Below are 25,660 nucleotides of genomic sequence, written 5' to 3'. Positions count from 1 at the left end.
GAGCATGAAACGGCGACAGAATGTCGCCGCAAAGACTGCTATCAAAGCAAGTTATGCGCCACTCACTGCGCCTTGGCGGTCGGACGGATGGAGTCCCATTCAGTGATGTACGCGGTTTTGCTCTTTTTGTTATAGAGGCACAGTTCAGTGCCTTGAGCGCCTTTCATGTGTTTTTGCGGATATTGGCCTTGCAGCAGGAGTGCGGTGTAGCCGACACGATCATCGAACTGCGCGGCGTTGCCGACGGGTTTGGCATCCTTCAGACCGCTGGCCTTGGTGCAACTGGCGAGCACGGTTTTGTCGTAGGCGGCCCAGGCGTCAGGGCTGGAAGCATGGGCCTGAGAAGCGAGGGCGGTGAGGCAGAGGAAGGCCAGGGTGGCGGTTTTCATTGTTCGGGGCTCCTTGGGCAGGTGAGGGCCAGGGTTTGAGTGTGTCAGACCGGAACGGGTTCCCGGCGCACCTCATGCATTCCGACACGTTCATACAACCGCCGCGCCCGCCGGTTGTCTTCCAGTACCTTCAAATCCACAAAGCCTTCACGTCGCAGCTGGAATACATTGAAGGCGTGCAACAGCAACGCGCGGCCAAGGCCTTCGCGTTGCGCCCGTGGATGCACCACCAAATTCTTGATGTAAGCGCTGGTCCAGCATTGGCATACGCCAACCACGCCTTCGCCATCCAGGGCAATGAAGCACAGGGCGGGATCGTATTCCGGATCGGTTTCAAACTTTTGCTGCCAGAGTTCCAGCGTCGGCACCTGGCCACCGCCGTCGCGGTAACCCAGTTCCATCAAGCGATGGACCGCTTCGGCGAGCTCGGGGCGATAATCGATCAATTGGATGCCGGTCGGCCAGTCGATGGCCGGCACCACCTCGGCGAGGTCGCGCCGCATCAGCCAGCAATAATCCACGGTCAACTCAATGACCTTGTTCGGCCACAGCCTTGGCTGCTTCGATCAGGCATTTGGTCAGTTCCGGCGACGAGAATTTGGTCAGCACCGCGTTCGCCCCGGCCAGTCGCGCTTTTTCACTGTTCATCGCGCTGTCCAGCGAGGTGTGCAGCAATACATAAAGATGTGCGAAGTCCGGCGTTTCGCGCAGGGTGCGGGTGAAAGCGTAGCCGTCCATCTCGGACATTTCGATGTCAGAGACGATCAGGTTGATCTGCTGGGCGGTGCCTTGCAGGTCCAGCAGGCAATCGATGGCTTCCTTGGCACTTCGCGCGGTGTGGCATTGCAGGCCGAGGTTGCGCAGGGTGTGTACCGATTGCTGCAACGCGACCTGGCTGTCATCGACCACCAGAATTCGCGCGCTGCCCAAGACTTCGGCGTCTTCCATGCTGAGTTCGGTCGGCGCCATTTCGATCTGCACCGGGGCGATGCCGTGGATGACTTTCTCGATGTCCAGCACCTGCACCAGCGTGCCGTCGACCGAGGTCACGCCCGTGATGTACGAGCGCACGCCGCCAGAACCGAACGGCGGCGGGCGGATGTCGGTGGTCAGGCAGTGGACGATCTTGCTCACTGCCTGCACGTGCAGGCCCTGTTTGGAGCGGCTGACATCGGTGACGATCAGGCAGCCGCCGTTCGGGTCTTCCAGCGGACGCTCGCCGATGGCGCGGCTCAGGTCGATCACCGACAACGAGGCGCCGCGCAACGTGGCGATGCCTTTGACGTGCGGGTGCGACTCCGGCAGCTTGGTCAGCGGCGGGCAGGGGATGATTTCACTGACTTTGAGCAGGTTGATCGCCATCAACTTGCCACTGCGCAAGGTAAAGAGCAGAAGCGAAAGTGAATCTGCGCGGGCTTTGGTGGAGGACATTAAGAACCTACTTGGGCAAAAGGTGATGGGCTGTCACAGTTGCCGACAGCTATCGATGCCGGGTTATCGACTTGTTTGGGGCAGGCTTTAGACTGATTCCTCTAGCACCGGTAAACGCGACCCCTGTAGAGAGGTTGTTACTTCATGCCCAACCGTTTAGCCATCCGCCCCAGGTTCGCCCGATCCAGTCCCAACTCCCGTGCCGCACTGGCCCAGTTGTTGTGGTGTCGTTCCAGGCATGCCCCAATTAATTGGCGCTGATAGTTCTCGGTGGCCTCGCGCAAATCTCCGGTCACCAACGCCGCAGCGGCCGTGGCCGGTTGCTCGGCAGTGGCTTCAATGCTGCCGTTGGGCAGGTCCAGGTCGGCGGCGCTCAAGCTGAGAATCTTCGGCCGTTCCTTGCAGTTGCCCAGCGCCTTCAATGCGCTGCGGCCGATCAGGTGTTCCAGTTCCCGCACGTTGCCCGGCCAGTCATAGGCGAGCAACGCGGCCTGGGCATCGCTGCCCAGGCGCAGGCTGTTGAGTCCCATGCGCGAGCGGTTCTGCTCCAGGAAATAACCGCTGAGCAGCAGCACGTCCCGGCCACGATCACGCAGAGCCGGGACCAATAAAGGATAAACACTGAGGCGATGATAGAAGTCGGCGCGATAACGGCCGCTGCGCACTTCTTCAGCCAGGTCGCGGTTGGTCGCCGCGATCAGCCGCACATCGACCTGATGCTCCTTGTCCGAACCCAGACGTTGCAACTGACCGCTTTGCAGCACGCGCAGCAGTTTGGCTTGCACCGTCAGCGACAATTCGCCAACTTCATCGAGAAACAGCGTGCCACCGTTGGCCAGTTCGAATTTGCCACGGCGGTCATTCATCGCCCCGGTGAAGGCGCCGCGCACGTGGCCGAACAATTCGCTTTCCACCAGCGTGTCGGGTAACGCCGCACAGTTGAGGCTGATGATCGGTTTGTCGGCGCGTGGGGAGGCGGCATGGATGGCCTGGGCCACCAGTTCCTTGCCGACCCCGGTTTCCCCGGTGATCAGCACGGTCAGGTCGCTACCGCCCACCAGATTGATTTCTTCCACCAGGCGTTTGAGCGCTTTGCTCTGGCCAATCATTTCGCGATGCTGCTGGCCGCTGGCCTGACGGTAGACCTCGGCGCGCTGATGCTCGTCTTCGACGCGATTGTTCAGGCGTTCGATGCGCTCGACGGCATTGACGGTAGCGGCGGCGAGGCTGGCGAAGGCTTCCAGCGCGTCCAGTTCGATCGGTTCGAACTGCTCCGGGTCGAGGGCGTCAAGGGTCAGCAAACCCCATGGGCGCTCGTCGATGAGCAGCGGGCAGCCCATGCAGTCGTGGACTTCCAGATGGTCATCGAGGCCATCGACCAGGCCGTCATAAGGATCGGGCATGTCACTGTCGGCGGCGAACCGGGTCGGGCCGTTGTTGCTCAGCAACGCTTCGAAGCGTGGATGTTCGCTGACCTTGAAGCGTCGGCCGAGGGTGTCGGTACTCAACCCGTCGACGGCCAGCGGCACCAGCCATTCGCCATCGAGACGCAGCAGGGCGGCGGCATCGCAGGGCAGCAGGGCGCGCATGGCTTCGAGCAGGCGTCGATAGCGCTCGCCTTCGGGGAGTTCGCGGGACAGGTCGGAGACCAGTGGCAACAGGGCGGTAAGCAAGGATTTTGCAGTCATAGTGACTCCATGTAGTCAGTGCGACTATAGGCCAGGCAGTGTCGTTATGACTACCGTGTTTTTAAGTTATTGATTTATAAAGATTTAGTAGTTGGCATGGAAACTGAAGTGCATAGGGCAACAGTCAAGAAAAAGCCCTGCTGCTCAGGAGTCATTTTATGCTTAGCGTTCAAGACCGTGCCATCGTCAAATCTACTGTGCCGCTGCTGGAAAGCGGTGGCGAAGCCCTGATCACTCACTTCTACCGCATGATGCTCACCGAGTATCCGCAAGTCCGCCCGCTGTTCAACCAGGCTCACCAATCCAGCGGTGACCAACCGCGTGCCTTGGCCAACGGCGTGCTGATGTACGCGCGCCACATTGACCAACTCGATCAGTTGGGCGACCTGGTGGCCAAGATCATCAACAAGCACGTGGCCTTGCAGATTCTGCCGGAACACTACCCGATTGTCGGTACCTGCCTGCTGCGCGCGATTGCCGAAGTGCTGGGCGAAGAAATCGCCTCCCCGCAAGTGATTGCAGCGTGGGGCGCGGCTTACGGTCAACTGGCGGACATCCTGATCGGTGCCGAAACCAGTATCTATGACCAAAAGGAACAGGCCCCGGGGGGCTGGCGCGGGGCGCGGGAATTCATCGTCGCGGCGAAGATCGAGGAAAGTGCCGAAATCACCTCGTTCTACTTCGAACCGGTGGACAAAGGCTTGATTCTGGCAGCAGAACCTGGCCAGTACATCGGCATGAAACTGATCCTCGATGGCGAAGAAATCCGTCGTAACTACTCGCTGTCGGCCCTGGCGAACAAAGGTCAGTACCGCATCAGCGTCAAGCGTGAGGCCGGTGGCCGCGCGTCCAACTTCCTGCACGATCAACTGCACGTGGGTTCGACCATCCAGCTGTTCCCGCCATCGGGCGAGTTCACCCTGACCGCCAGCGACAAACCATTGGTGCTGATCAGTGGCGGCGTCGGTATCACCCCGACCCTGGCGATGCTCGAAGCGGCGCTGCAGACCGAGCGTCCGGTGCACTTCATCCACTGCGCGCGCAACGGCAGCGTCCACGCCTTCCGTGACTGGATCGACGGGCTGGCTGAGCGTCATCCGCAACTCAAGCGTTTCTACTGCTATGCCGAAGATGACGGCGTGAGCCCGTCGGCGCACAAGGTCGGGCTGTTGAGCCTGGAGCAATTGGGCGAATGGTTGCCGCAAGAGCGTGACCTGGACGCTTACTTCCTCGGGCCGAAAGGTTTCATGGCGGCCATCAAGCGCCACCTCAAAGCCTTGGGTGTGCCGGAGAAGCAAAGCCGTTACGAGTTCTTCGGGCCGGCGGCGGCGTTGGAATAACCCTTGAAAGGTCGCCACCTTCGACAACTCCTGCAGGATGTTCATCCTCTCAATGCAGGTGCTGCCGGAGGCGGCGATCTTTTGATTTTTCGATTCAAAAGTTAATCCCTTCTTAACCCGCTTATCGTCTATTCCCTCGACATCCCCCAGCACGCGCCCAGCGTGTAGACTGGCGGGCAATCGATATCTTCAAGGGAAACGCGATGAGCGAGGAAACAATGCGGTTGGGCCGTGAGCGGCGCTATCTGGTGTTGCTGGGCATCATCTGCCTGGCGCTGATCGGCGGCGCGCTGTACATGCAAATCGTACTGGGCGAGGCGCCATGCCCGCTGTGCATCCTGCAACGTTATGCCCTGCTGTTGATCGCGATTTTCGCCTTTATCGGCGCGGCCATGCGCAACCGTCGCAGCATTACCGTGTTTGAAACCCTGGTGGTGATCTGCGCCCTGGCAGGCGTCGCCGTGGCGGGGCATCACGTCTACACGCAGTTCTATCCCGCCGTCAGTTGTGGCATCGATGTCTTGCAGCCGATTGTCGATGGCTTGCCGCTGGCGAAGATCTTCCCGCTGGGCTTCCAGGTCGACGGTTTCTGCTCCACGCCGTACCCGCCGATCCTCGGTTTGTCGCTGGCGCAGTGGGCGCTGGTTGCCTTTGTACTGGTGGTCATACTGGTGCCGTTACTGACGATGCGTAACCGCAAGGCACTGCGCTGAGGTCATTTTGCAGGACAAAAAACGCCCCGGTCCTCATAGAGAGGGCCAGGGCGTTTTTGTGTTGTCAGAGGTCAGGTAAAAAGGTCGTGATATGCGGCAACCAGGGGTGCGACACGTGTGCGACATGTTGTCACATCTTGAGTGTCGCAGCGGCCTTCAAGGCTGCGGATTGGAACGCGATCATGCAATGAAATTGGTCTGTTTTGCGGCCTGCCGGGTCTCTTCGTGATCAGGCTGGAACAGGCAGTTTTAACAGGCTCTGGCGATTTGCCAGAGCCCTTGTCACATGGGGGCTTGCGCCGGGTAGGGCGATGTTGCCGAGCAGCGGAAACTGTCTGAACTGCCGGTGGTAGCCCTACTATTTTTGGTGTTTTTGTTGAGAATCAATTTCGATAAAATGCGCCGCTTTTTCGAATTCGGCGAAGCATTGTTGCGGCTCGGGATATAAATTATTTCGGGATGAGACATGGTTTAAAAAACGCTACATAACTACAATCGCCCGCACTGAATTCCCGGCGCTGCTCACCCTCTCGGGGTGTTTGAGCGGAATCAGGGTGTCGAGAGGCCGGGTGGCTTCATGCGACTCCCAGGTGTCGGTGCCTCCAACTATCCGCACCAAATGGAATTGGTCTGTAACAAGGCCTTTGACCACGAATTCGAATAAGAACTCACCGCTGGCCCAGGATTTGTCGAAACGCGTCTGACGCTCGACGGGCAGCCCTTATTCAATCCAAAGAAATGCCAACCCTTGGCAGGGTGAAGTGTTGGCGATCAAAACCCAACTGCATTGCGCAAGCTGCTTTAGAGGTCGTGAGATGAGTAAAAACAGGTACCCCAGACTACTAGGCTTAGTGCCGCTGCTCGGCACGTTGTTGCTGGGAGGCTGCAACATGACCTTGCTCAATCCCACGGGCCAGGTTGGCCTGGAACAGAAAAACCTGATCATCACCGCAACGCTGCTGATGCTGTTGGTCGTGGTTCCGGTCATCGTCATGACCTTCCTGTTCGCCTGGAAATACCGCGCGTCCAACACCAAGGCGACCTACACGCCTAAATGGAACCACTCCACCAAGATCGAGATCGCGGTGTGGACTGTTCCGGTGTTGATCATCATTGCCCTGGGTTACATCACCTACAAGTCGACCCACGAGCTGGACCCGTACCGTCCGATCGAATCCGACGTGAAGCCTGTGACCATCGAAGTGGTCGCGCTGGACTGGAAGTGGCTGTTCATCTACCCGGAACAAGGCATTGCCACGGTCAACAAGATCGTGTTCCCGGCGCACACGCCAATCAACTTCCGGATCACCTCCGATGCCGTGATGAACTCGTTCTTCATCCCGGGTCTGGGCGGCCAGATCTACGCAATGGCCGGCATGCAGACCAGATTGCACCTGATCGCTGACCGCAACGCTGAAATGGAAGGCATCTCCGCCAACTACAGCGGTGCCGGTTTCACCGGTATGAAATTCAAGGCTATCGCAACTTCCCAGGAAGATTTCGACGCCTGGGTAAGTGAAGTCAAAAAGGCACCTAAACAGCTTGAACAAGCTGAATACGCAGCCCTTTCCAAGCAGAGCCAGAACAACCCAGTCGAGCTCTACTCCTCGGTAACGCCGAACCTGTTCCAGACCATCGTCGACAAGTACGAAGGCATGAAACCGGGCCCTAAGGTGAAGCACGAGAAGAAAGAGAAAGAAGTGGCCGCTACGGACATGAACTCGCATTCAGCTGCCGGGGCAGAGGAGTAAACGATGTTTGGTAAATTAAGTTGGGAAGCGGTCCCGTTCCACGAGCCGATCGTAATGGTGACCATCGCCATGATCGCGCTCGGCGGTCTGGCACTGTTCGCCGGTATCACTTACTTCAAGAAGTGGACCTACCTGTGGACCGAGTGGCTGACGTCGGTCGACCACAAGAAAATCGGCGTGATGTACATCGTCGTCGCCATGGTCATGCTGCTGCGCGGTTTTGCCGACGCCATCATGATGCGTACCCAGTTGGCCATGGCCACCGAGGGTTCGCCTGGCTACCTGCCACCTGAACACTATGACCAGATCTTCACCGCTCACGGTGTGATCATGATCATCTTCATGGCGATGCCATTCTTCACCGGCCTGATGAACCTTGCAGTGCCGCTGCAGATCGGCGCGCGTGACGTTGCCTTCCCGTTCCTGAACTCCCTGAGCTTCTGGCTGCTGGTTTCCGGCGTTGTGCTGATCAACCTGTCCCTGGGCGTCGGCGAATTCGCCAAGACCGGCTGGGTTGCCTATCCGCCGCTGTCGGGCCTGCAATACAGCCCTGGCGTGGGGATGGATTACTACATCTGGGCGCTACAGCTATCGGGTCTGGGGACAACGCTAACGGGGGTTAACTTCCTCGCTACCGTGCTGAAAATGCGTACCCCTGGCATGAAACTGATGGACATGCCGATCTTCACCTGGACCTGCACCTGGGCCAACGTCCTGATCGTGGCTTCGTTCCCGATCCTGACCGCTACCCTGGCACTGCTGACGCTTGACCGTTACATGGATTTCCACATTTTCACCAATGAACTTGGTGGCAATCCAATGATGTACGTCAACCTGTTCTGGGCGTGGGGCCACCCTGAGGTATACATCCTGATCCTGCCGGCATTCGGCATTTTCTCGGAAGTCATCTCGGCCTTCACCGGCAAGAAACTGTTCGGCCACAAGTCGATGATCTACGCTTCGGGCGCGATCTCGGTACTGGGCTTCATGGTTTGGCTGCACCACTTCTTCACCATGGGGTCGGGTGCCAGCGTCAACGCCTTCTTCGGTCTGGCGACGATGCTGATTTCCATCCCGACGGGTGTGAAGCTATTCAACTGGCTGTTCACCATTTACCAAGGTCGTCTGCGCTTCACCAGCCAGGTGCTGTGGACCCTGGGCTTCATGGTGACCTTCGCCATCGGCGGCATGACCGGCGTACTGCTGGCCATCCCGGGTGCTGACTTCGTTCTGCACAACAGCCTGTTCGTGATCGCGCACTTCCACAACGTGATCATCGGCGGTGCGGTATTCGGTTACATCGCTGGTTTCGCGTTCTACTTCCCGAAAGCGTTCGGCTTCAAGCTGCACGAAGGCTGGGGTAAAGCAGCGTTCTGGTTCTGGATCTCGGGCTTCTTCGTCGCCTTCATGCCGCTCTATGCACTGGGCTTCATGGGCATGACCCGTCGTCTGAACGCCACCACCAACCCTGAGTGGGTGCCGTACCTGTACGTCGCCATGTTCGGTGCGGTGATGATCGCTGTCGGTATCGCCTGCCAACTGATCCAGCTGTACGTCAGTGTGCGTGACCGCAACAAGCCAGAGAACATGTGCGAACACGGTGACCCGTGGAATGCCCACACTCTGGAATGGTCGACCTCGTCGCCACCTCCGTTCTACAACTTCGCCGTGCTGCCTAAGGCTGACTGCGTCGATCCGTTCACCGAAGCCAAGGAAAACGGCACCGCGTACAAGGTTCCGGCCAGGTACGAGCCGATCCACATGCCAAACAACACCGCGACCGGTGTGGTCATGGGTGCTCTGCTGACCGTGTTCGGTTTCGCGATGATCTGGCACATCTGGTGGCTGGCAATCGCGAGCCTGGTAGGCACTGTCGTCTACTTCGCGATCCACGCTGCACGTGATGACCAGGGCTATATGGTCCCGGTTGAAACGATCGAGCGCATCGAAGCCGAGCAGCACAAGCGTCTGGTAGCGGCAGGGAAAATCCCGGCCACCGCCACCCGTGTTGAAACCTCGTTGGAACAGGCTTAAACCATGTCGAACTTAGTGACCAATGCTGGACACGCCCATGGTGACCATGGGCACGATGACCATCACCACGACTCGGGCGAGATGACCGTATACGGTTTCTGGCTCTACCTGATGACCGACTGCATTCTGTTTGCGTCGATCTTCGCGGTGTACGCGGTACTGGTTAACAACGTAGCCGGTGGTCCGTCGGGCCACGACATCTTCGAACTGCCATACGTGCTGGGCGAAACCGCTCTGCTGTTGTTCAGTTCGATCACCTACGGCTTCGCCATGCTGGCGTTCTACCGTGGCAACAAGAAGCAGGTCCTGGGCTGGTTGGCCATGACCTTCCTGTTCGGCGCCGGCTTCATCGGCATGGAGATCAACGAATTCCACGTTCTGATCTCCGAGGGCTACGGCCCTAGCCGTTCCGGCTTCCTGTCCGGTTTCTTCACCCTGGTCGGCACCCACGGTCTGCACGTGACCAGCGGTCTGATCTGGATGGCGATCATGATGTATCAGGTCAACAAGCATGGCCTGACGTCGACCAACAAGACCCGTCTGAGCTGCCTGAGCCTGTTCTGGCACTTCCTGGACGTTGTCTGGATCTGCGTATTCACCGTTGTTTACCTGATGGGGACTATGTAAATGGCTAACCCAGCTCATTCCCACGGCCACGATGACGCCGGTCACGGCAGCTACAAGTCGTACGCCATCGGTTTCATCCTGTCGGTGATCCTGACTGTCATTCCATTCGGTCTGGTGATGTACCCGACGCTGCCGAAGTCGATCACCCTGTTGATCGTCCTCGCGTTCGCGATCGTCCAGGTGCTGGTGCACCTGGTGTACTTCCTGCACCTGGACCGTTCGGCCGCGCAGCGTAACAACGTGATTGCGTTTGTCTTCGCCGCGATCGTAATCGTCCTGCTGGTTGGCCTGTCGCTGTGGATCATGTTCAGCATCCACACGTACATGATGGCGAAGTGAGGTAGACCCGATGTCGCTCAAGCACTTTATCCAAATCACCAAACCGGGGATCATTTTCGGTAACGTGCTTTCTGTGGCAGGCGGGTTCTTCCTGGCCTCGAAAGGGCATGTCGATCTGGCCGTGTTTCTGGCCGCCATGATCGGCACATCCCTGGTCGTCGCCTCCGGTTGCGTGTTCAACAACTGCATCGACCGCGACATCGACATCAAGATGGAACGCACCAAGAACCGGGTGCTGGTACAGGGCTTGATCTCCCTGAAACTGGCCCTGATCTATGCGACCGTCCTGGGTGTTCTCGGCGTTGCGTTGTTGTACAAGGTGGCCAACCCGTTGGCCGCTTTGTTCGCGGTGATCGGCTTCGTGATCTACGTCGGCTTCTACAGCCTGTACCTCAAGCGCAAGTCGGTTCACGGCACGCTGGTGGGCAGCCTGTCGGGCGCCATGCCGCCAGTGATTGGTTATGTCGCCGTCAGCAACACCTTCGACATGGCCGCACTGACTTTGCTGGTGATGTTCAGCCTGTGGCAGATGCCGCATTCCTACGCCATCGCAATCTTCCGCTTCAACGATTATCTGGCCGCATCGATTCCGGTGTTGCCAGTGAAGCGCGGGATTCAAGTGGCCAAGAAGCACATCCTGATCTACATCCTGGCCTTCCTCGTGGCGACCTTGATGCTGACCTTCAGCGGCTATGCCGGCATGAGCTACCTCGCCGTCGCCGCGGCCATGGGCATGTACTGGTTGTACATGGCCTGGACCGGCTACAAGGCAGTGGATGACACGGTCTGGGCACGCAAGCTGTTCGTATTCTCGATCTTCACCATTACCGCGTTGAGCGTGATGATGTCCCTGGACTTCAAAGTGCCGGCCGAGTTGCTGCTGACGTACGCGCCTTAAGATTCAGACGCTGTAGCGAAAAGCCCCGCCTTCGAGAGAAGCGCGGGGCTTTTTGTTGGGGGCTTTCTGGTGGACCGGGTCGGTCGAGCGCGACCCCGGCGCATTGCGGGCAAGCCCGCTCCCACAGGGATAGGCGGTGTCGGTTATTTTTGTGGCTTGTCCAGCAAGCGGAAAAACCGCTCCCGTACCTGCACGTGATCACTGTGGGCCACGTTGAACCGCAGGAATTGATTGGCATCCGCCGCCTTGCTGAGCATGGTGCCCGGCGTCAGTACCAGTTCGATTTCCAGTCCCTTTCTGGCCAGGCATTCTGCTTTGAATCCCTCTGGCAATCGCGTCCAGATGTACAACCCTTCCCCCGGCAGTGACGACACCGAACACCCGGCTTCGCCCAGCCATGCCGCTACCCGGCTGTTCGACTCGTAGAGCCGGTCCACCGTGCGTCGCATGTGTTTGGTGTAGCTGCCGTCGCTGAGCATGGTGCAGATGATCTGCTCGGCCATTTCCGAGGTCATGCCGCCGCAGGCCATTTTCAGCGTCACCATCCGCGCCGCCAGTTGCGGCGACAGCACCGCGAAGCTGACGCGGCTGTTGGCGGTCAGGGTCTTGGAGAACCCGGAGACGTAAGAGACATTGTCCAGCCCGCTCGCGGCCAGGCGTGGCGTTCGGCGTTGCTGCATGTCGCAGTACAAGTCGTCTTCGAGGATGTGGAAGTTGTAGCGATGGCTCAGCTCCACCAAGCGATACACCTGCGCCGATGTGAACGAGTGCCCGGTCGGGTTGTGCAAGGCGTTGTTGGTCATGTAGAGCACGGGACGGTGGGCGATCAGCAATTGCTCGAACGCGTCCAGGTCCATGCCGTCGCATTCGCGGCGGATGGTGATGACCTTGACGCCGTGCCACGCAAGGTTGGTGTGCATCGTGAAGTAGCAAGGGTCGTCGAGCAGCACCGTGTCGCCGGGTTTGACCAGCAGGCGCATCAGCATGTCGATGGCTTGTACGGTGTTGGCGGTGGTGATGATCTGCTCCACCGGCGCCTCGATGCCCAAGGTCGCCATCTTGACCCGCAAGGCCTGGCGCAATGGCGGGTAACCGCTGGCGTCACCGTATTCGCCCATGCGCAGGGTGGTCGCGCGAAGCGTCCCGCGCACGGCTTTGAGCAGTTCTTCGGCCGGCAACCAGGAGGAAGGCAGAAAGCCGGCCCCCGGACGCAGCGCGCCATTGTCCAGCAGCACCGCGCGGCGGACCACGCTGAGGGTGTCTTGCGGAAGCAGGTCCGGGCCGGCATCGGTCTGGATCGTGGCGCTGGAGCGGTGCACGTAGTGCCCGGAACCCTGGCGCGAAACCACGAGACCCTTGGCCCGCAAGCGGTCCAGAGCATCGACCACCGTGGACTTGCCCACGTTCATCAAGTCGGAAAGTTCGCGAATCGGCGGCAGCCTTGAGCCATGGGGCAGGCCGCCCTGGCTGATCGCTACGGTCAATTGATCGACGATCTGCTGCACCAGCGGTACACCCGGCTGGAACTCGATGGCGGCGATCACTGCGCGCTGAACCTGCATTTTACTGGTCTCTCTGGCAGTAAAGTTCGTTGGATTCTATACGAACTTGCTCTGATCAAGACAAGCATCTCTTTCTACTATCGCTTTGGAGTGTTTTCGGATTGTCGACCGTTTTGTCGGTCGATCAGTCACCCAGGTGTATGAGGTGTTGCAATGAGTTTAGAGACAACCGCCGTCGTGGCGAAACCGGTGATCAACCTGCGGTTGTTCACCATTCGGATCATCACGGCCGTGGCGCTGTTCGCGGTGCTGGGCAAGGCCAACGTCTGGCTCGACACCGCCACTAACAGCATATTGGCCCTTGGTTATCGGGCCTTGTTGCTACTGTTGCCGTTGACGTTGCTGGTCCTCGGTCGCCGTTCCCTAAGCGTCACGTTGCTGTGCGCGGCCGCCGGTCTGGTGCTGCTGGCCGTCACCAGCAACCAGGGCGTTGTCATGTTTGCCGCGGCGTTGTTTGCCTACGGCATTGCGATTGCCGGTTACCTGATCAAGAGCGAAGCGGCGCAGACCAAGGAAGGGGCTGCCTATAACCGCGTGGCGATGAACATGGGCAGCCTGCTGGCCGGTTTGATCCTGCTGTCGCCGCTGCTGACGCCGAGCATGTTCTTCCTCGGTGCCGCGAGTTTCGTCCTGCTGTGCCTGCCCATCGCCATGGGCGCGACGTTCACCACCGAAGCCGCCGTGGCCCGCCCGGTCAGCCAGGAAGGGAGCGGCTGGCGCAACAAGCTGCCGTGGGTGATCGCCGGGATCATCATGGGCATCAAGCTGTTTGGTGTGTTCTCGATCCTGCCGCAAGCGATCCTGCTCGAAACCGGCGAATTGCCCGCCTGGTACGGCTTGATGCTGATCCTCAACAGCGCCGTGGTGGTGTTCGCGCAAGTGCCGGTCATGAAACTGATCGAGAGCACCGGGCGCTTCAAGGTCCTGACGGTGATCGGGATCATCGTCGGCGGTTTTGCCGTGCTGTCTTCGCCGGCGGCGTTCCACGTCCAAACCCTGGTCGGCGCGCTGATCTGGGTGGCGCTGCTGTCCATCGCCGAGTGCGCGTTCAGCCACCTCGATTACTTCTCGGTCAAGCAGAACAACATGTTCGTCAAGGAAGTGTCCCTGGGTGTTGGTGCCGGGTTGACCGTGTTGATCATGCGGGTCATGCCGCCGCCCTACAACGCCTTGGTACTGGCTGCCATTGGCGCTGCCGGGATCCTGGTCTGGTACGGGCTCAACCGAAAATCCATTGCGTCGTTGCATGACTGAGTCATCGCCGTTTCGGTTTTCACTTTGCAAGTCGGGGACATTATGAATACGACTTCATGCGTAGTAGTGGTGGGGTACAACGGCAGTCGGGTCCACGATATCCCGAAGTTGCGTGAACTGTGCAAGTCGCTCTACAACGCCCGGTTGATCCTGCTGGTCGAGCAGATCCAGCCTTTTGACGAACAGGTTGCCGATCACGTTTGCAGCACCTCGCTGGCGGAAAAAGACGTCGCGACTTCGCTGGAGTTGGTAGTCGGCTGCCTGAATGCTGACCGCTGGAAACTGATCGGCGTGCTGCCGTTTTCTGATCGCGGCGTGTTACTCGGTGCGGCGCTGGCCAGCCATTTCGGCTTGCCCGGCATTACGCCTGCCGAGGCGCGGGCGGGGTTGGACAAGCAGATTTTCCGCCAGCTCGAAGCGGCGGCCAGCACCTCCCCCGATGATTATCGCCCGGTGCTTTCCGTACGGATCGAGAGCCTGCCGGAGCTGCGCCAGCGGGTGATCGAACTGGGCGGCAAGGCGTTCATCAAGCCTGCCTGCGAAGGCGCCAGCCGCGGCTGCCGCGTCATCCGTCACCCGACCGAATGCGACGAGGCGTGGCTAGCGCTCAAGCCCTATCGCGAGGGGGGCATCGTGCTCGAAGAGTTGATCCAGAACGCCCGGGAATACAGCTGGGATTATGTCGCCGGAAGCACTTGGATCACTGAAAAAACCACCACCGAAGGTGCCTACCGCGCCGAGATCCAGCAAGTGGTTCCCGCACCGTTGGCGGCGGACGCTCAGGCTCGATTGATGGCGGCCGGCCGGCACATGGCGGGTCTGGTGGCGCAGGACAACGGTGCCTGGCACAACGAAGTTTTCCACAGGGCCAATTATCGTACCTCGGCCGTGGAAACCAACATGCGCCCCGGTGGCATGCAGATCTGGGATCTGGCGCGTCAGGCGTTTGTTGATTTCAACCCGTGGGAGCGTTGGGTCCGCTGGGCCGTGGAAGGCCAGGTCGATAGCCATGACCCGGTGCCTCGCGGCTACTGCGGCATTCGCCTGCTGCGGGCTGGCACCGGCGGCATCTTGCGCGATGTACCGGACATCCAGGCCCTGGCCCGGTCGCTGGACATCGAACTGGTGGAAGCGGTGCTGAGCAAGCGTATCGGTGATTCAGTCACCGCCCTGGTGAAAGACAATTTCTCGTTCATCGGCCACATCGTGTTGTTCAACGAGGACTACGAACGGCTCAGCCGCGACCTGTTGCGGCTGGCCGAAGCCATCGAATCACGCGTCGGCATCACCAGCCTGGCACCGTCCGCAAGGGCCGTGGGCTGAGCCGTGGTTTTAGCAGTAGCGATCGATGTTTTTTGCAGTATTGATCTAGAGGGGTTGGTAAATGATTGAGCACATGACCTGTGACGAACGCTTCATCGCGCTGGCACAGGAGTTCGGTTATGACATCTACGGCGAGAACACCGCTGGCGGGCATTACGCGCCGCTGATTCGTCACCACGATGAACTGTACATCAGCGGTCTGGTGCCGCGCATGGACGGCAAGATCCATTATCCGGGCCGGGTGGGGCGGGACCTCAGCATGGCGGATGCGCAAGCGGCCGCCAGCATCAGTGCGATGCGCGGGCTGGCGCTGATAGTCGATGCCATCGGTTCGCTGGACAAGATCAAGTCGCTGATCCGGGTGACGGTGTATGTGAGGTGCACCGAGGATTTTATCGATCTCAGCGAAGTCGCCAATGGTGCGTCGGATGTATTCAGTCACGTGCTGGGTGATGCCGGGAAACATACACGCACTACCGTGGGTGTTTACCAGTTGCCAAAAAATGCGGCGATCGAAGTTGATATGATCGTGGCGCTGCGCCCTTCGGCGTTATAAGCAGAGTTGTTCGGCTTTACACTGTTGAAGGGTTCGCCTAAGGTCTGGTAACTCAAGTCGGCAGAATAAGTTGGAATCAGCAGATGAATAACGTTCAGGGTGCGTTTTTTTCATATAAAGACTTTCGCCAGAGTTTAGATCGGCAGCCAATCAAACCACGGGTGTGGAAGGCTGCTGAACTTACCGATATGCGTCAGACCCTTGAGGCCAGCGACATCGATATTGTTGCGCTGGCCCACGATAACAACCTCGAAGGTTGCCAATTGACGCCCGGAATGGCGGTGTCCATGCAGTGGCTGGTGCCTGGCTCGACGCTCACCGGTCATGCTCATGCCTGGTGGCATCTGTTCATCATTCAATCCGGCAGCGGCGCGCTGACACTGGGCGATGCCGAAGAGGTGAGCGTCAGCCCCGGCGACGTATTGCTGGTGCCGGCCTGGACCCGGCACGGCTTCATCAACACCAGCGTCAGCGAGCCGCTGGCCATGCTCAACCTCAGCAACATGCCGCAAATGGCGCTGCTGTCCAACCATGTCGACAACGTTGGCTTGATCCCCCGTCAACGGTAATTTCCCCTCTGCTGCACACCAGGGAGTCCGCGTTCGCTGACTCCCTTTTTCGTTTCTGTCGCGCCCGCAAAAAGGCCTCCTGGGGATTGGCAGGTTCGGATTTCTGTATCGATAAAAACAGATAATTTCTGTATCTGTTCAGCGGCTAATCAACTTAATACGATCGCTTCAAATGCAACGGATTAATGTGCTTAGTGCAAGGGAGCGTTCCATGGAAAGTACAAAGTTGAAACTGTATCTCGGCGCGGATTATGTCAGCGCTTTTGCGATGTCGGCTTTTGTGGCGCTTAAGGAAAAGCAACTTTCGTTTGAACTTGTGACGGTGGATTTGAAAGCGCACGAAAACTATCAGGCGAATTATCGCGATCTTTCGTTGACCTGCAAAATTCCAGTATTAGTTCACGAAGGTTTTGCGCTGTCGGAATCTTCAGCCATTGCCGAATACCTGGAAGAACTCGCTCCAGGTTCAAAAAGAATTTACCCGCAAGACATCAAACAGCGTGCTCGTGCCCGCCAACTTCAGGCCTGGTTGCGCAGCGATCTGCTGGTGGTGCGCAAGGAGCGCCCGTTCGATCTGGTCTATTTCGGCAAGAAAGACACGTCGCTGTCCGACGACGCCCGGGCCGCTGTCGATCGACTGTTGTTCGTGGCCGACCGCTTGCTGGAAGAGGGCGCCGAGCACCTGTTCGGTGACTGGAGCATCGCCGACACCGACCTGGCAATCATGCTCAACCGACTGGTGGCCAACGGTGACCCGGTGCCTGCGCGACTGGCGGCGTATGTCCGTCGTCAGTGGGATCGCGACAGCGTTCGGGCATGGATGGACATAGAGCGCAAAGCGCCGGCCGTCGCGTAAACGACCATCAGGAGCGCTGCCATGCAAGGACTGTCGGAGCACGAACGCTACAAACCCTATAACGCACGCACCATTCGCGACACACCCTACTGGGACAAGTTGACCCCGGCATTGCAGGAAGCCATGACCGTCGTGGCCCGGGTCATGCCGTTCCGCACCAATGAATACGTACTGGGGACGCTGATCGACTGGAGCAACATCCCGGACGATCCGATTTTCCGCATGACCTTTCCCCACAAGGACATGTTGCTGGCCGATGAATATGCATCGCTCAAGCAACTGATCGAGCAGAATGACGCCGTCGCGATCAAACGGCGGATCGAGGCGATCTGGTTACGCATGAACCCGCATCCGGCCGGGCAACTGACGCACAACAGCGCGACCCTCGACGGAAAAGTCCTCGCGGGCCTTCAGCACAAGTACCGCGAGACCGTGCTGTTTTTCCCCGGTGCCGGTCAGACGTGTCATGCGTACTGCACGTTCTGTTTCCGTTGGGCGCAGTTCATCGGCGAGGAAGAGTTCAAGTTCAACGCCCGTGAGTCCCAGGAGCTGGTGAGTTACCTGCGGGTGCACACCGAAGTCACCGACGTGCTGATCACCGGCGGCGATCCGATGATCATGAACACCCGCTCGCTGGCCGGTTACATCGAGCCGCTGCTGGCATTGCCGCACATCAAGAGTATCCGCATCGGCACCAAATCCGTGGCGTACTGGCCGCAGCGTTTTGTCAGCGACAAGGACGCGCCCGAGTTGCTCGAACTGTTCCGCCGGATCGTCGCGGCGGGGAAAAACCTCTCGGTCATGGGGCACTACAACCACCCGGTGGAAATCCGCCAGGACATCGCCCGCCAGGCTGTCGAACGTATTCGCTCCACGGGTGCAACGTTGCGCATGCAGGCGCCGGTGATTCGCCACATCAACGAAAACCCCGTCGATTGGGCGGACCTCTGGACCGAAGGCGTACGGCTCGGTGCGGTGCCCTATTACATGTTCGTCGAGCGTGACACCGGCCCCAGCCACTACTTCGCGATGCCGCTGGCCCGGGCGTTCGAGATCTTTCAGGCGGCGTACCGCACGGTGTCCGGGTTGGCGCGCACGGTGCGTGGGCCGTCAATGAGCACCTTCTACGGCAAGGTGTTGATCAACGGCATCGAGACCGTCGCCGGGGAAAAAGTCTTCGTGCTGCAGTTCCTCCAGGCCCGCGATCCGCAATGGGTGTTGCGCACCTTCTATGCACGCTTCGACCCGCAGGCGACCTGGTTCGACCAGTTGCGCCCGGCCTTCGGCGAACGAGCATTTTTCTTTCAGACCGAGCCTGAGCTTTTGCTGGCAACAGCGCCGGAATTGATACCGGTCCTGCTGCAAACGGCGTAGGACGAATCTTGATTACTGGGGAGATAAGGACATGAGCGGTATCCCGTTTGATCAGCGCGAAGGATTGATCTGGCTCGACGGCGAGTTCGTCGAGTGGTCCGAGGCGCGCCTGCATGTGTTGACCCACGGCTTGCATTACGCAAGTACGGTGTACGAAGGGGAGCGCGTGTACAACGGCAAAATATTCAAGCTGCGCGAACACACCGAGCGCCTGTATCGCTCGGCGCAACTGATGGATTTTGCCATCCCGTTTGAACCCGCCGAACTGGAGGCCGCCAGTCACCAATTGCTGCAGCGCAATAACGTGGCCGACGGTTACTTGCGACCGGTGGCCTGGCGCGGCAGCGAGATGATTTCCACCTCGGCGCGTTTCAACCGCGTGCATGTGGCGATCGCCTGTTGGCAATGGCCGAGCTATTTCGACCCGGCGGCGCGCATGGCCGGTATTCGCTTGAAGACGGCGACGTGGCGCCGTCCGCCACCGAGCAGCAGCCCCTTTGAAGCCAAGGCCTCAGGGCATTACCAGATCGCCACGCTGAGCAAGCATGACGCGGAAAACAACGGTTACCACGACGCCTTGATGCTCGACTGGCGCGGACGCATCGCCGAAGCCACCAGTGCCAATGTGTTCTTCGTCAAAGGCAGGACGCTGCACACGCCGACGCCAGACTGTTTTCTCAACGGCATCACGCGCCAGACCGTGATCGAACTGGCCAAGGCGTTGGACTATCAGGTGCTCGAACGCACGATTTTGCCTTCGGAGCTTGGCAACTTCGACGAGTGTTTTCTCACAGGCACCGCTGCCGAAATTACCCCGGTGCAGAGCATCGACGAGCAGCACTACTCACCGGGCAATGCCTGCCGCGATTTGATTGCCGCTTACACCTCAACCGTCAACGCCTGATAAACCGCCGGGAATCTCACCATGTCAGATCAAGGGATTGTTGCGTCCAAACCTTATGTTTCGCTGGGCCATCGCCATGAAGAATTGTCGCGTCGTGGCTGGACGGTCCTTACGCCGGGGGAATTTGCCCACGATGTTGTAGGCACATTGCACGAGTTCGGTCCGGTCATTCCGCAGTTCAACGGGCAGGTAGCGTTTGCCATTACCCGCAAGCCGGGTTACGAAGCCCTGCCGTATTCCCAGAGCATGAACGGCATCGGCCCGCACACCGAGGCGCCGGTGTACGGCCCGCCGCCACGCTACCTGGCCTTGCACTGCCACAAACAGGCCACGTGCGGCGGCGGGCATACGGGACTGGTGGACGGCTACGAGTTTTTGAAGTCGCTTGAGCACACCGAACCGGAACTACGCGAATGGCTCGATGACACGCCCGTGGAATTCGTCGCCACCGCCAAGCCTGGTGAACCGGCGCAGACCCGGGTCAGGGAGTACATCCTGACGCCTACAGAAGACGGGGACATTTTCCGCTTCAGCTACAACCAGTTTCACTACGGCGATGTGAATCCGTCGGAGGAAGCTTTGCAGCAGTCGCAAGTCGCCAACAACACCTCTCCACTGGCCAGGTTTGCGGTGCTGGGTGAAGCGTATTTCGTCGAGCACAACATTCCGCTGCTGATTCCCGACGGATGCCTGCTGATTTGGGACAACTGGCGGATGATTCACGCCCGCAGCCGATACACTGACCCGGCGCGCAACCTGACCCGCTACTGGCTGGCCTGATTTTTCCGTCGCCCTTCATTCTTTTGGCGTACCCCTCGCGGGTACGCGTCTTACAGGTATTGCGTCATGCAAACAGCAATCGAGATCGCCCAGGTCGATCATCAACTGATCGTGCGGCTCAATCAGGCCTGGACCAAACGCGCCACGGTGTGTTCGCCGGACAAGGCCCAGGTCAACGAAGTGTTCGACCCGACGCGCCCGGATTACCCGGAGTGCATGGTGCCGTTTTTTCATCATCCGAAATTCCAGGCCTTAGGCGATGAACTCAAAAGCAGCGTGGTGACCTGGGGCTGGATCGGCTACAACCTGCGCACGGTGACTGCCGAGGAGCACGTGGTAAACCCGGCGCTGAGCGTTATCGCCAACCAGTACCTGGGCAAGGACGACTGGCATTTTCGCGAGGCCATGCAGCAAACCCTGATCGACGAGCACTACCACACGCTCATGCACCTGCGGGCTATCGAGCGGACCAAACTCGATCGCGCACTGGATCGGGATCTGGACTTGCCGCCATCCGTCACTTACCTGCGCCTGAAGGCGCTGCGTGAAGAACTGCCAGAGCAGTGGCAGCGCGACCTGGCGGCGATCACCTTTGCGGTGGTGGCCGAGATCAGCGTCAACGCCTATCTCGACCTGCTGGCGGATGACCAGACCATTCAGCCGCAAAACCGCCGCGTCGCCGAACTGCACAATCGCGACGAGTATGCGCACAGCAAGGTGCTGGCCGAGGTGGCCAAGGTCATGTACGCCAACATGCAGCCGACCCAGCGGGAGTTTTTCGCACGCAATCTGTCGGTAGCGCTGAGTGCTTTTATCGCCCAGGACTACTCGATGTGGGAGGCGATCCTGACGCAATTGGGCGTCGAGGATGCGGCGGCGATCATCGCCGACACCCGCGAGAGCAACAAGAACGCGACGATCATGCGTGACTACAGTGGCCTGCACAAACTGGCGCACGACCTGGGCATCAGCGAGCAGATCGATTTCGATTTTCGTCCGACCCTCAAAGCCACCGCAGCAGCCTGACCCCGGAGGTGTCCATGTCCGTTCCCGTGTACGAAGTGTTCGCCATCCGTGTCGGCGCCAATGCCCAGCGCACCGCCAGGGAGAATTTTCTCTACGACGCCTGCTGCGGTGATCCGAATGCGCCAATGCCGCTGGACTATTACTTCTGGGTCATTCGCCATGAGCAACAGGTGATCGTGGTCGACACTTGTTTTCAACCGGCCACAGCGGATCGGCGCAACCGCCAGATGTATCGCCTGCCGCAAGAGTCCCTGCGGCAACTGGACATCGATCCGACGCAGGTCGAGCAGCTGATCCTCACGCATTTGCACTGGGACCATGCCGGCAATCTCGGGTTGTTTCCCAAGGCGACCGTGCATTTGCAGGAGGCCGAATTGCGTTTCTGCACCGGGCCGAAAATGAGCCATCGCACGGTGAACAAAACCTACGAGGTCGAGGACGTGATGTCGGCGTTGCCACCGCTGTTCGAAGGGCGGATGCGTTTGCACAACGGCACGGTTGAAGTGATGCCCGGCGTGACGCTGCATGCGGTGGGTGGGCACACCCCGGGCAGTCAGGTGGTGCGAGTGAATACCGAGCGGGGCTGGATTGTGCTGGCGTCGGATGCCGCACACCTGTGGGTCAATATTCGGGAGCGTAGCCCGTTTCCGATTATCGACGACCTGGCGCAAAGCCTTGAAGCGTTCAGCGAAATCGACCGTTTGGCCGACAGTGAAGACCACGTCATTCCCGGCCACGATCCGTTGATCGCCGAGCGTTTTCCGCACTGGAATGATGACCCGCATATTATCTGCCTGCACCAACATCCCCTTTAACACAAAGCCCCTGCAGGAGCAGCCTGCGGCAGCTCCTGCAGGATTTTGGTCAGTCCTGATTTTTCAGGATTCGCCCCAACGTCTCCAGCGCCCCATCAATCCTCGGTGAATACGGCGCCCCACAACCAATACGCACAAAATTCCCGAAGCGCTTGGCGTTGGAAAAGATATCCCCAGGTGAAATCTGGATGCCGACGTTCAACGCTTCATGAAAAAGCGCCATGGCCGAATGCTGCGCAGGCAATTCCACCCATAGCAACGTGCCGCCCCGCGGATGGCTGACTTGGGTGCCGTCGGGAAAGTAGCGCGTGATCGCCGCGCTCATCTGCTGACGCTGCCCGGTCAGGGTTTTCCTCAAGCGTCGCAGGTAGCGTTCGTAGGAGGGCGTGCCCATGAACGCACTGACCGCCAATTGCGACAACGCTTCGCAGCCACGGGACTGGGTGTGCTTGAGCATCTCCACGCGGTCGTGCCATTTCCCGGCGCTGATCCAGCCCAGGCGCAGGCCCGGTGCCAGGGTTTTGTTCAGCGAAGCGCAATAGATCACGTTGTCGGTGCGGTCCCAGTGCTTGAGGGTCGACAGCGGTTGCTCGGTGTCCACCAGATCACCGTAGGTGTCGTCCTCGATCAGCACCGTGTCGTGCTCGGCGCACAGTTTCACCAGCCGGGCCTTGTGGCTGTCGGGCATGATGCTACCCAGCGGGTTGTGCAGGTTGGGCATGACGATCAATGCCTTGATCTGTTCCGGCCCTTGCAGCAGATGTTCGAGTGCCGGCAGATGGATTCCCGCATGGGTCGAGGCCGGGACTTCCAGCACCCGCAGGTTCAGGCTTTCGAGGATTTGCAGCAGGCCGTAGAAGGTCGGCGACTCCACGGCCACGGTGTCGCCGGGGCGGGTTACCGCACGCAGCGCCAGATTGATCGCTTCGGTGGCGCCGTTGGTGATCACGATGCGCTCGGTCGTCAGGTTGGTTTTGGCGGTCAGCATCCGACGGGCCAGGACATTGCGCAGCGCAATGTTGCCGCTGGTCGAACCCGTGGTATCGAATACATGCGGGTCCTGGCGCAGTGCTTTGATCATGTTGTCCTGCAGCGTCTTGAGCGGATAGAGCGGCGGCGCGCAGTAGGCGCTGGCGAAATTGACCTTGACCGTCGCCCGCTGACTGGCCTTGAGCACCGAAGAAACCTGTTCATGAATGCCGACGTAGACACCCGTATCCAGTGGCGGCGGCACGGCGATCAGCGCGGGTTTGCCCGGTGTGTCGGGCTGGCGGATGTAGTTGCCCGAGCGCGGCCGCGCTTCCAGCACGCCATAGTCCTCAAGCTCCCGGCACACCTGCACGGCGGTCGACAGGCTGACGGCGTGTTTCTCCATCATCAAGCGTATCGAGGGCATGCGTTCGCCGGTTTTCAGGGTGCCGCTGCGGATAGCGTCCAGGTAATGATTGGCTAACTGACGGTAGAGCGGGAGCGTGTTCATGATGACCTCGGCAGTCGCACCACTGAGGTCCCTGGCTGGAAAGTGAATTGTCGCTCCACGACCGTTATCAGGACCGGCGGACCCGTGATGCTGATGGGGGAAGGGAAGTGTTGTTCTGGCGTTGATACTGGAAGAGTAATCGGGGATTCGCCGGAATCGCGGGCAATAAAAAGCCCCGCTCTGGGGCGGGGCTCCGGGTGTTGCGGCGCTGGATGCGCTGGCGGAAACTACGGCGTGGCGATGCTGTAGCCGTCGAACGCGGTCTGCTGTTGCAGGGCGGTGATGATGTTCTTGCGGTTGACGGCTTGTTCGGCCCCTGCATTGTCCAGGAACGTCTCGCTTTCCAGCTCCGCTTCATCGCCTTCACCGACAAAGGTGAACCCGAGGAATTCCAGGGCTTCACGGTCGACGCTCAGGCGCGAACGCGGGGTGCGCAGCGGCAAGGTCACGCTGATGCCGTCCTTGCTGATGGTGAACACTTCGACTTCTTTCTTGGCCTTGGCGGCCTTGCTCTTGCCGCCGCTCGGGTTGCTGATCGCCTGGTGCGTCTGGTTCAGCACTTTCAGGGCCAGGCCGTAGACGATTTCCTGGAACGCCGGGTCATCCTTGAAGCTGGACAGGATACGGCCGATCGAGAATTTGCTGCTCAGGTCTTCCAGGGCGGCGATGTCGGCGGCCTCGGCGTCCTTGAGTTGCTTGAGTTCGCCCATCAGTTCGTAGGCTTTGTCATCGTCGAAGCTGTCGTGGGCCTGGCGGATCGCGGCGCGCAATTCGCGGATCTGGTCGCTTTCGCGGGTGGACTGGAAAGCGTCCAGCACCATCTCGCTGATGGTTTTCGCCTGGGACACGTGTTGTGAAAGATTGATGGAGTTTTCGTATTCCGCTTTGGACGACAAGGTGACTACGGATTCAGCGGTATTGGAATCGGACATTGAAATTTCACTACTTCTTTTAGCTTGAATTGGGGCGAGAAAGCACGGGGGCTTTTTCAGGTCGCCTAATCTATTGGACCGGGGCGGCGTTGTCACGACCCAACAGGCCAACGGGCGATTTCCTTCAATTCAAAAAAAGCCCCGCGTTCATGACAAACGCGGGGCTTCTCTGGCTCGGGAACGCTTACGGGTGCAGCAATTTCTGCGCACGCTTGTCCGCCAGATGCTGAACCACCAACCGGCCAATCAGCACCAACAGGGTCAGGCTGATCAACAACACCGAAATCGCCGCGACACTTGGGTCGACGTTATCGCGCAAGCCGCTCCAGATGCGTTTGGGCAAGGTGTCGACGTTGACGCTGGTGATGAACAACGTCACCGCGACCTCTTCCCACGACAGGGCGAAACCCAGCAGGGCGGTGGAGGCCAGGCCCAGTTTCAGGTTCGGCAGGATCACCATGAACGTGGTCTGCATCAGGCTGGCGCCGAGATTGCGCGAGGCCAGTTCGATACGTCGGTCGATGTTGCTCAACGCCACCAGCATGGTCACCACGCCGTACGGCACGACCATGATCACGTGGGCGATCACCACGCCGGTCAGGGTGTCGTAACCCATGCCCGGTGCGTAACGGCCGAGCTTGGTTTCCATGAAGTACAGCACCAGTGCGGAGATCACCGGCGGGATGGCCATCGGCAACAGCACCAGGCCCATCAGCGCCGTGGCCCATTTGGAGCGCATGTACCAGATGCCGAGGCTGAAGCTCGCCGCAAACAAGGTGGCGATGATGCTGGTGGCGAAGGCGATGGTCAGGCTCTGGCTGATGGCGTGGAACCAGTCAGGGTTGCTGACCAGTGCCTCGTAATGGCGCAGCGACCAGTTGCCTTCGGGCATCGACAGGAAGCGTTTGCTGGTAAACGACACCGGAATGACCGTCAGCAGCGGGAACAGCATGAAGGCCATGGCGACCACGGCCAGCAGCCGGGTACTCAGGCTAGTGCGATGGGTATTCATAGTCGTC

25 protein-coding genes are annotated in these 25,660 nt (G+C 59.4%); 17 read left to right on the top strand and 8 right to left on the bottom strand.

Going from position 1 to position 25,660, the window contains the following annotated elements; genetic code table 11:
• Positions 1-62: 62 nt before the first annotated feature.
• The 4 genes from ACNYC6_RS08800 to norR all read right to left on the bottom strand — a co-directional run bounded on the left by ACNYC6_RS08800 (position 63) and on the right by norR (position 3,508).
• Positions 63-389 (bottom strand): hypothetical protein, encoded by a 327-nt coding sequence (locus ACNYC6_RS08800; RefSeq protein ID WP_419711966.1) that lies wholly within the window; start codon positions 387-389, stop codon positions 63-65.
• A gap of 44 nt (positions 390-433) precedes the next feature.
• Positions 434-892, bottom strand: coding sequence for a GNAT family N-acetyltransferase (locus tag ACNYC6_RS08795; RefSeq protein WP_419712936.1), 459 nt, complete (start codon positions 890-892; stop codon positions 434-436).
• 25 nt (positions 893-917) lie between these two features.
• On the bottom strand, positions 918-1,820 hold the full coding sequence (locus tag ACNYC6_RS08790) for a chemotaxis protein CheV (protein ID WP_419711965.1): 903 nt from the start codon (positions 1,818-1,820) through the stop codon (positions 918-920).
• Between the two features lie 137 nt (positions 1,821-1,957).
• Positions 1,958-3,508, bottom strand: coding sequence for a nitric oxide reductase transcriptional regulator NorR (norR, locus tag ACNYC6_RS08785; RefSeq protein ID WP_419711964.1), 1,551 nt, complete (start codon positions 3,506-3,508; stop codon positions 1,958-1,960).
• Positions 3,509-3,666: 158 nt separating this feature from the next.
• Here norR and hmpA point away from each other — a divergent pair, with 158 nt between their 5' ends.
• From hmpA to cyoE, 7 genes are all read left to right on the top strand, one after another.
• The gene (gene hmpA / locus ACNYC6_RS08780) at positions 3,667-4,848 is read left to right on the top strand and encodes an NO-inducible flavohemoprotein (protein ID WP_419711963.1); all 1,182 of its coding nucleotides are present in this window, start codon (positions 3,667-3,669) and stop codon (positions 4,846-4,848) included.
• 203 nt (positions 4,849-5,051) lie between these two features.
• Positions 5,052-5,561, top strand: coding sequence for a disulfide bond formation protein B (locus ACNYC6_RS08775; protein ID WP_419711962.1), 510 nt, complete (start codon positions 5,052-5,054; stop codon positions 5,559-5,561).
• 815 nt (positions 5,562-6,376) lie between these two features.
• Positions 6,377-7,312 carry a ubiquinol oxidase subunit II gene (cyoA, locus tag ACNYC6_RS08770; RefSeq protein ID WP_419711961.1) on the top strand — a complete coding sequence of 312 codons (936 nt, stop codon included), beginning with the start codon at positions 6,377-6,379 and terminating at the stop codon, positions 7,310-7,312.
• A 3-nt stretch (positions 7,313-7,315) separates the two neighbouring features.
• Positions 7,316-9,346 (top strand): cytochrome o ubiquinol oxidase subunit I, encoded by a 2,031-nt coding sequence (cyoB, locus tag ACNYC6_RS08765; RefSeq protein WP_419711960.1) that lies wholly within the window; start codon positions 7,316-7,318, stop codon positions 9,344-9,346.
• 3 nt (positions 9,347-9,349) lie between these two features.
• Entirely contained in the window at positions 9,350-9,973 is a 624-nt protein-coding gene (locus tag ACNYC6_RS08760) for a cytochrome o ubiquinol oxidase subunit III (RefSeq protein ID WP_419711959.1), read from the top strand.
• Entirely contained in the window at positions 9,974-10,312 is a 339-nt protein-coding gene (gene cyoD, locus ACNYC6_RS08755) for a cytochrome o ubiquinol oxidase subunit IV (protein ID WP_419711958.1), read from the top strand.
• Positions 10,313-10,322: 10 nt separating this feature from the next.
• Positions 10,323-11,210, top strand: coding sequence for a heme o synthase (gene cyoE, locus ACNYC6_RS08750; RefSeq protein WP_338584830.1), 888 nt, complete (start codon positions 10,323-10,325; stop codon positions 11,208-11,210).
• A gap of 143 nt (positions 11,211-11,353) precedes the next feature.
• On the opposite strand, the gene ACNYC6_RS08745 is transcribed toward cyoE, so the two are convergent.
• Complete coding sequence (locus tag ACNYC6_RS08745) at positions 11,354-12,772, bottom strand: PLP-dependent aminotransferase family protein (protein WP_419711957.1); 1,419 nt, start codon at positions 12,770-12,772, stop codon at positions 11,354-11,356.
• A 153-nt stretch (positions 12,773-12,925) separates the two neighbouring features.
• Between ACNYC6_RS08745 and ACNYC6_RS08740 the strand changes: the two genes are divergently transcribed.
• The 10 genes from ACNYC6_RS08740 to ACNYC6_RS08695 all read left to right on the top strand — a co-directional run bounded on the left by ACNYC6_RS08740 (position 12,926) and on the right by ACNYC6_RS08695 (position 22,229).
• Positions 12,926-14,026 carry a hypothetical protein gene (locus ACNYC6_RS08740; protein ID WP_419711956.1) on the top strand — a complete coding sequence of 367 codons (1,101 nt, stop codon included), beginning with the start codon at positions 12,926-12,928 and terminating at the stop codon, positions 14,024-14,026.
• Positions 14,027-14,068: 42 nt separating this feature from the next.
• Positions 14,069-15,349, top strand: a complete 1,281-nt coding sequence (locus ACNYC6_RS08735) for an ATP-grasp domain-containing protein (protein WP_419711955.1) — start codon at positions 14,069-14,071, stop codon at positions 15,347-15,349.
• 61 nt (positions 15,350-15,410) lie between these two features.
• Complete coding sequence (locus ACNYC6_RS08730) at positions 15,411-15,905, top strand: RidA family protein (protein WP_419711954.1); 495 nt, start codon at positions 15,411-15,413, stop codon at positions 15,903-15,905.
• Positions 15,906-15,988: 83 nt separating this feature from the next.
• On the top strand, positions 15,989-16,474 hold the full coding sequence (locus tag ACNYC6_RS08725; RefSeq protein ID WP_419711953.1) for a cupin domain-containing protein: 486 nt from the start codon (positions 15,989-15,991) through the stop codon (positions 16,472-16,474).
• 211 nt (positions 16,475-16,685) lie between these two features.
• Positions 16,686-17,330, top strand: coding sequence for a glutathione transferase (gene yfcF, locus ACNYC6_RS08720; protein ID WP_419711952.1), 645 nt, complete (start codon positions 16,686-16,688; stop codon positions 17,328-17,330).
• A gap of 21 nt (positions 17,331-17,351) precedes the next feature.
• Positions 17,352-18,704, top strand: a complete 1,353-nt coding sequence (locus tag ACNYC6_RS08715) for a KamA family radical SAM protein (RefSeq protein WP_419711951.1) — start codon at positions 17,352-17,354, stop codon at positions 18,702-18,704.
• A 31-nt stretch (positions 18,705-18,735) separates the two neighbouring features.
• Positions 18,736-19,608: a branched-chain amino acid aminotransferase gene (locus ACNYC6_RS08710; protein ID WP_419711950.1), complete on the top strand. Its 873-nt coding sequence runs from the start codon at positions 18,736-18,738 to the stop codon at positions 19,606-19,608.
• Positions 19,609-19,629: 21 nt separating this feature from the next.
• The gene (locus tag ACNYC6_RS08705; protein ID WP_419711949.1) at positions 19,630-20,388 is read left to right on the top strand and encodes a TauD/TfdA family dioxygenase; all 759 of its coding nucleotides are present in this window, start codon (positions 19,630-19,632) and stop codon (positions 20,386-20,388) included.
• A gap of 66 nt (positions 20,389-20,454) precedes the next feature.
• The gene (locus ACNYC6_RS08700) at positions 20,455-21,414 is read left to right on the top strand and encodes a diiron oxygenase (RefSeq protein WP_419711948.1); all 960 of its coding nucleotides are present in this window, start codon (positions 20,455-20,457) and stop codon (positions 21,412-21,414) included.
• A gap of 14 nt (positions 21,415-21,428) precedes the next feature.
• Positions 21,429-22,229 (top strand): N-acyl homoserine lactonase family protein, encoded by an 801-nt coding sequence (locus ACNYC6_RS08695; protein WP_419711947.1) that lies wholly within the window; start codon positions 21,429-21,431, stop codon positions 22,227-22,229.
• 49 nt (positions 22,230-22,278) lie between these two features.
• Here the strand turns inward: ACNYC6_RS08695 and ACNYC6_RS08690 are convergent, their stop codons facing one another.
• The 3 genes from ACNYC6_RS08690 to ACNYC6_RS08680 all read right to left on the bottom strand — a co-directional run bounded on the left by ACNYC6_RS08690 (position 22,279) and on the right by ACNYC6_RS08680 (position 25,653).
• On the bottom strand, positions 22,279-23,709 hold the full coding sequence (locus ACNYC6_RS08690) for a PLP-dependent aminotransferase family protein (protein WP_419711946.1): 1,431 nt from the start codon (positions 23,707-23,709) through the stop codon (positions 22,279-22,281).
• Positions 23,710-23,936: 227 nt separating this feature from the next.
• The gene (locus ACNYC6_RS08685; RefSeq protein ID WP_419711945.1) at positions 23,937-24,641 is read right to left on the bottom strand and encodes a hypothetical protein; all 705 of its coding nucleotides are present in this window, start codon (positions 24,639-24,641) and stop codon (positions 23,937-23,939) included.
• 184 nt (positions 24,642-24,825) lie between these two features.
• Positions 24,826-25,653 (bottom strand): ABC transporter permease, encoded by an 828-nt coding sequence (locus ACNYC6_RS08680; RefSeq protein ID WP_419711944.1) that lies wholly within the window; start codon positions 25,651-25,653, stop codon positions 24,826-24,828.
• Between the last annotated feature and the right edge of the window lie 7 nt (positions 25,654-25,660).

Source organism: Pseudomonas sp. NFX224 (assembly GCF_048565165.1).
Classification (GTDB): domain Bacteria; phylum Pseudomonadota; class Gammaproteobacteria; order Pseudomonadales; family Pseudomonadaceae; genus Aquipseudomonas.
Note: the sequence above shows the minus strand (reverse complement) of the source record. Positions and strands in the feature narration are given on the sequence as shown.

Bases quoted from the DNA above. Each gene is read 5' to 3' on its own strand.
- ACNYC6_RS08800 (WP_419711966.1), bottom strand. From the start codon at position 389: ATGAAAACCGCCACCCTGGCCTTCCTCTGCCTCACCGCCCTCGCTTCT.
- ACNYC6_RS08795 (WP_419712936.1), bottom strand. From the start codon at position 892: ATGCGGCGCGACCTCGCCGAGGTGGTGCCGGCCATCGACTGGCCGACC.
- ACNYC6_RS08790 (WP_419711965.1), bottom strand. From the start codon at position 1,820: ATGTCCTCCACCAAAGCCCGCGCAGATTCACTTTCGCTTCTGCTCTTT.
- norR (WP_419711964.1), bottom strand. From the start codon at position 3,508: ATGACTGCAAAATCCTTGCTTACCGCCCTGTTGCCACTGGTCTCCGAC.
- hmpA (WP_419711963.1), top strand. From the start codon at position 3,667: ATGCTTAGCGTTCAAGACCGTGCCATCGTCAAATCTACTGTGCCGCTG.
- ACNYC6_RS08775 (WP_419711962.1), top strand. From the start codon at position 5,052: ATGAGCGAGGAAACAATGCGGTTGGGCCGTGAGCGGCGCTATCTGGTG.
- cyoA (WP_419711961.1), top strand. From the start codon at position 6,377: ATGAGTAAAAACAGGTACCCCAGACTACTAGGCTTAGTGCCGCTGCTC.
- cyoB (WP_419711960.1), top strand. From the start codon at position 7,316: ATGTTTGGTAAATTAAGTTGGGAAGCGGTCCCGTTCCACGAGCCGATC.
- ACNYC6_RS08760 (WP_419711959.1), top strand. From the start codon at position 9,350: ATGTCGAACTTAGTGACCAATGCTGGACACGCCCATGGTGACCATGGG.
- cyoD (WP_419711958.1), top strand. From the start codon at position 9,974: ATGGCTAACCCAGCTCATTCCCACGGCCACGATGACGCCGGTCACGGC.
- cyoE (WP_338584830.1), top strand. From the start codon at position 10,323: ATGTCGCTCAAGCACTTTATCCAAATCACCAAACCGGGGATCATTTTC.
- ACNYC6_RS08745 (WP_419711957.1), bottom strand. From the start codon at position 12,772: ATGCAGGTTCAGCGCGCAGTGATCGCCGCCATCGAGTTCCAGCCGGGT.
- ACNYC6_RS08740 (WP_419711956.1), top strand. From the start codon at position 12,926: ATGAGTTTAGAGACAACCGCCGTCGTGGCGAAACCGGTGATCAACCTG.
- ACNYC6_RS08735 (WP_419711955.1), top strand. From the start codon at position 14,069: ATGAATACGACTTCATGCGTAGTAGTGGTGGGGTACAACGGCAGTCGG.
- ACNYC6_RS08730 (WP_419711954.1), top strand. From the start codon at position 15,411: ATGATTGAGCACATGACCTGTGACGAACGCTTCATCGCGCTGGCACAG.
- ACNYC6_RS08725 (WP_419711953.1), top strand. From the start codon at position 15,989: ATGAATAACGTTCAGGGTGCGTTTTTTTCATATAAAGACTTTCGCCAG.
- yfcF (WP_419711952.1), top strand. From the start codon at position 16,686: ATGGAAAGTACAAAGTTGAAACTGTATCTCGGCGCGGATTATGTCAGC.
- ACNYC6_RS08715 (WP_419711951.1), top strand. From the start codon at position 17,352: ATGCAAGGACTGTCGGAGCACGAACGCTACAAACCCTATAACGCACGC.
- ACNYC6_RS08710 (WP_419711950.1), top strand. From the start codon at position 18,736: ATGAGCGGTATCCCGTTTGATCAGCGCGAAGGATTGATCTGGCTCGAC.
- ACNYC6_RS08705 (WP_419711949.1), top strand. From the start codon at position 19,630: ATGTCAGATCAAGGGATTGTTGCGTCCAAACCTTATGTTTCGCTGGGC.
- ACNYC6_RS08700 (WP_419711948.1), top strand. From the start codon at position 20,455: ATGCAAACAGCAATCGAGATCGCCCAGGTCGATCATCAACTGATCGTG.
- ACNYC6_RS08695 (WP_419711947.1), top strand. From the start codon at position 21,429: ATGTCCGTTCCCGTGTACGAAGTGTTCGCCATCCGTGTCGGCGCCAAT.
- ACNYC6_RS08690 (WP_419711946.1), bottom strand. From the start codon at position 23,709: ATGAACACGCTCCCGCTCTACCGTCAGTTAGCCAATCATTACCTGGAC.
- ACNYC6_RS08685 (WP_419711945.1), bottom strand. From the start codon at position 24,641: ATGTCCGATTCCAATACCGCTGAATCCGTAGTCACCTTGTCGTCCAAA.
- ACNYC6_RS08680 (WP_419711944.1), bottom strand. From the start codon at position 25,653: ATGAATACCCATCGCACTAGCCTGAGTACCCGGCTGCTGGCCGTGGTC.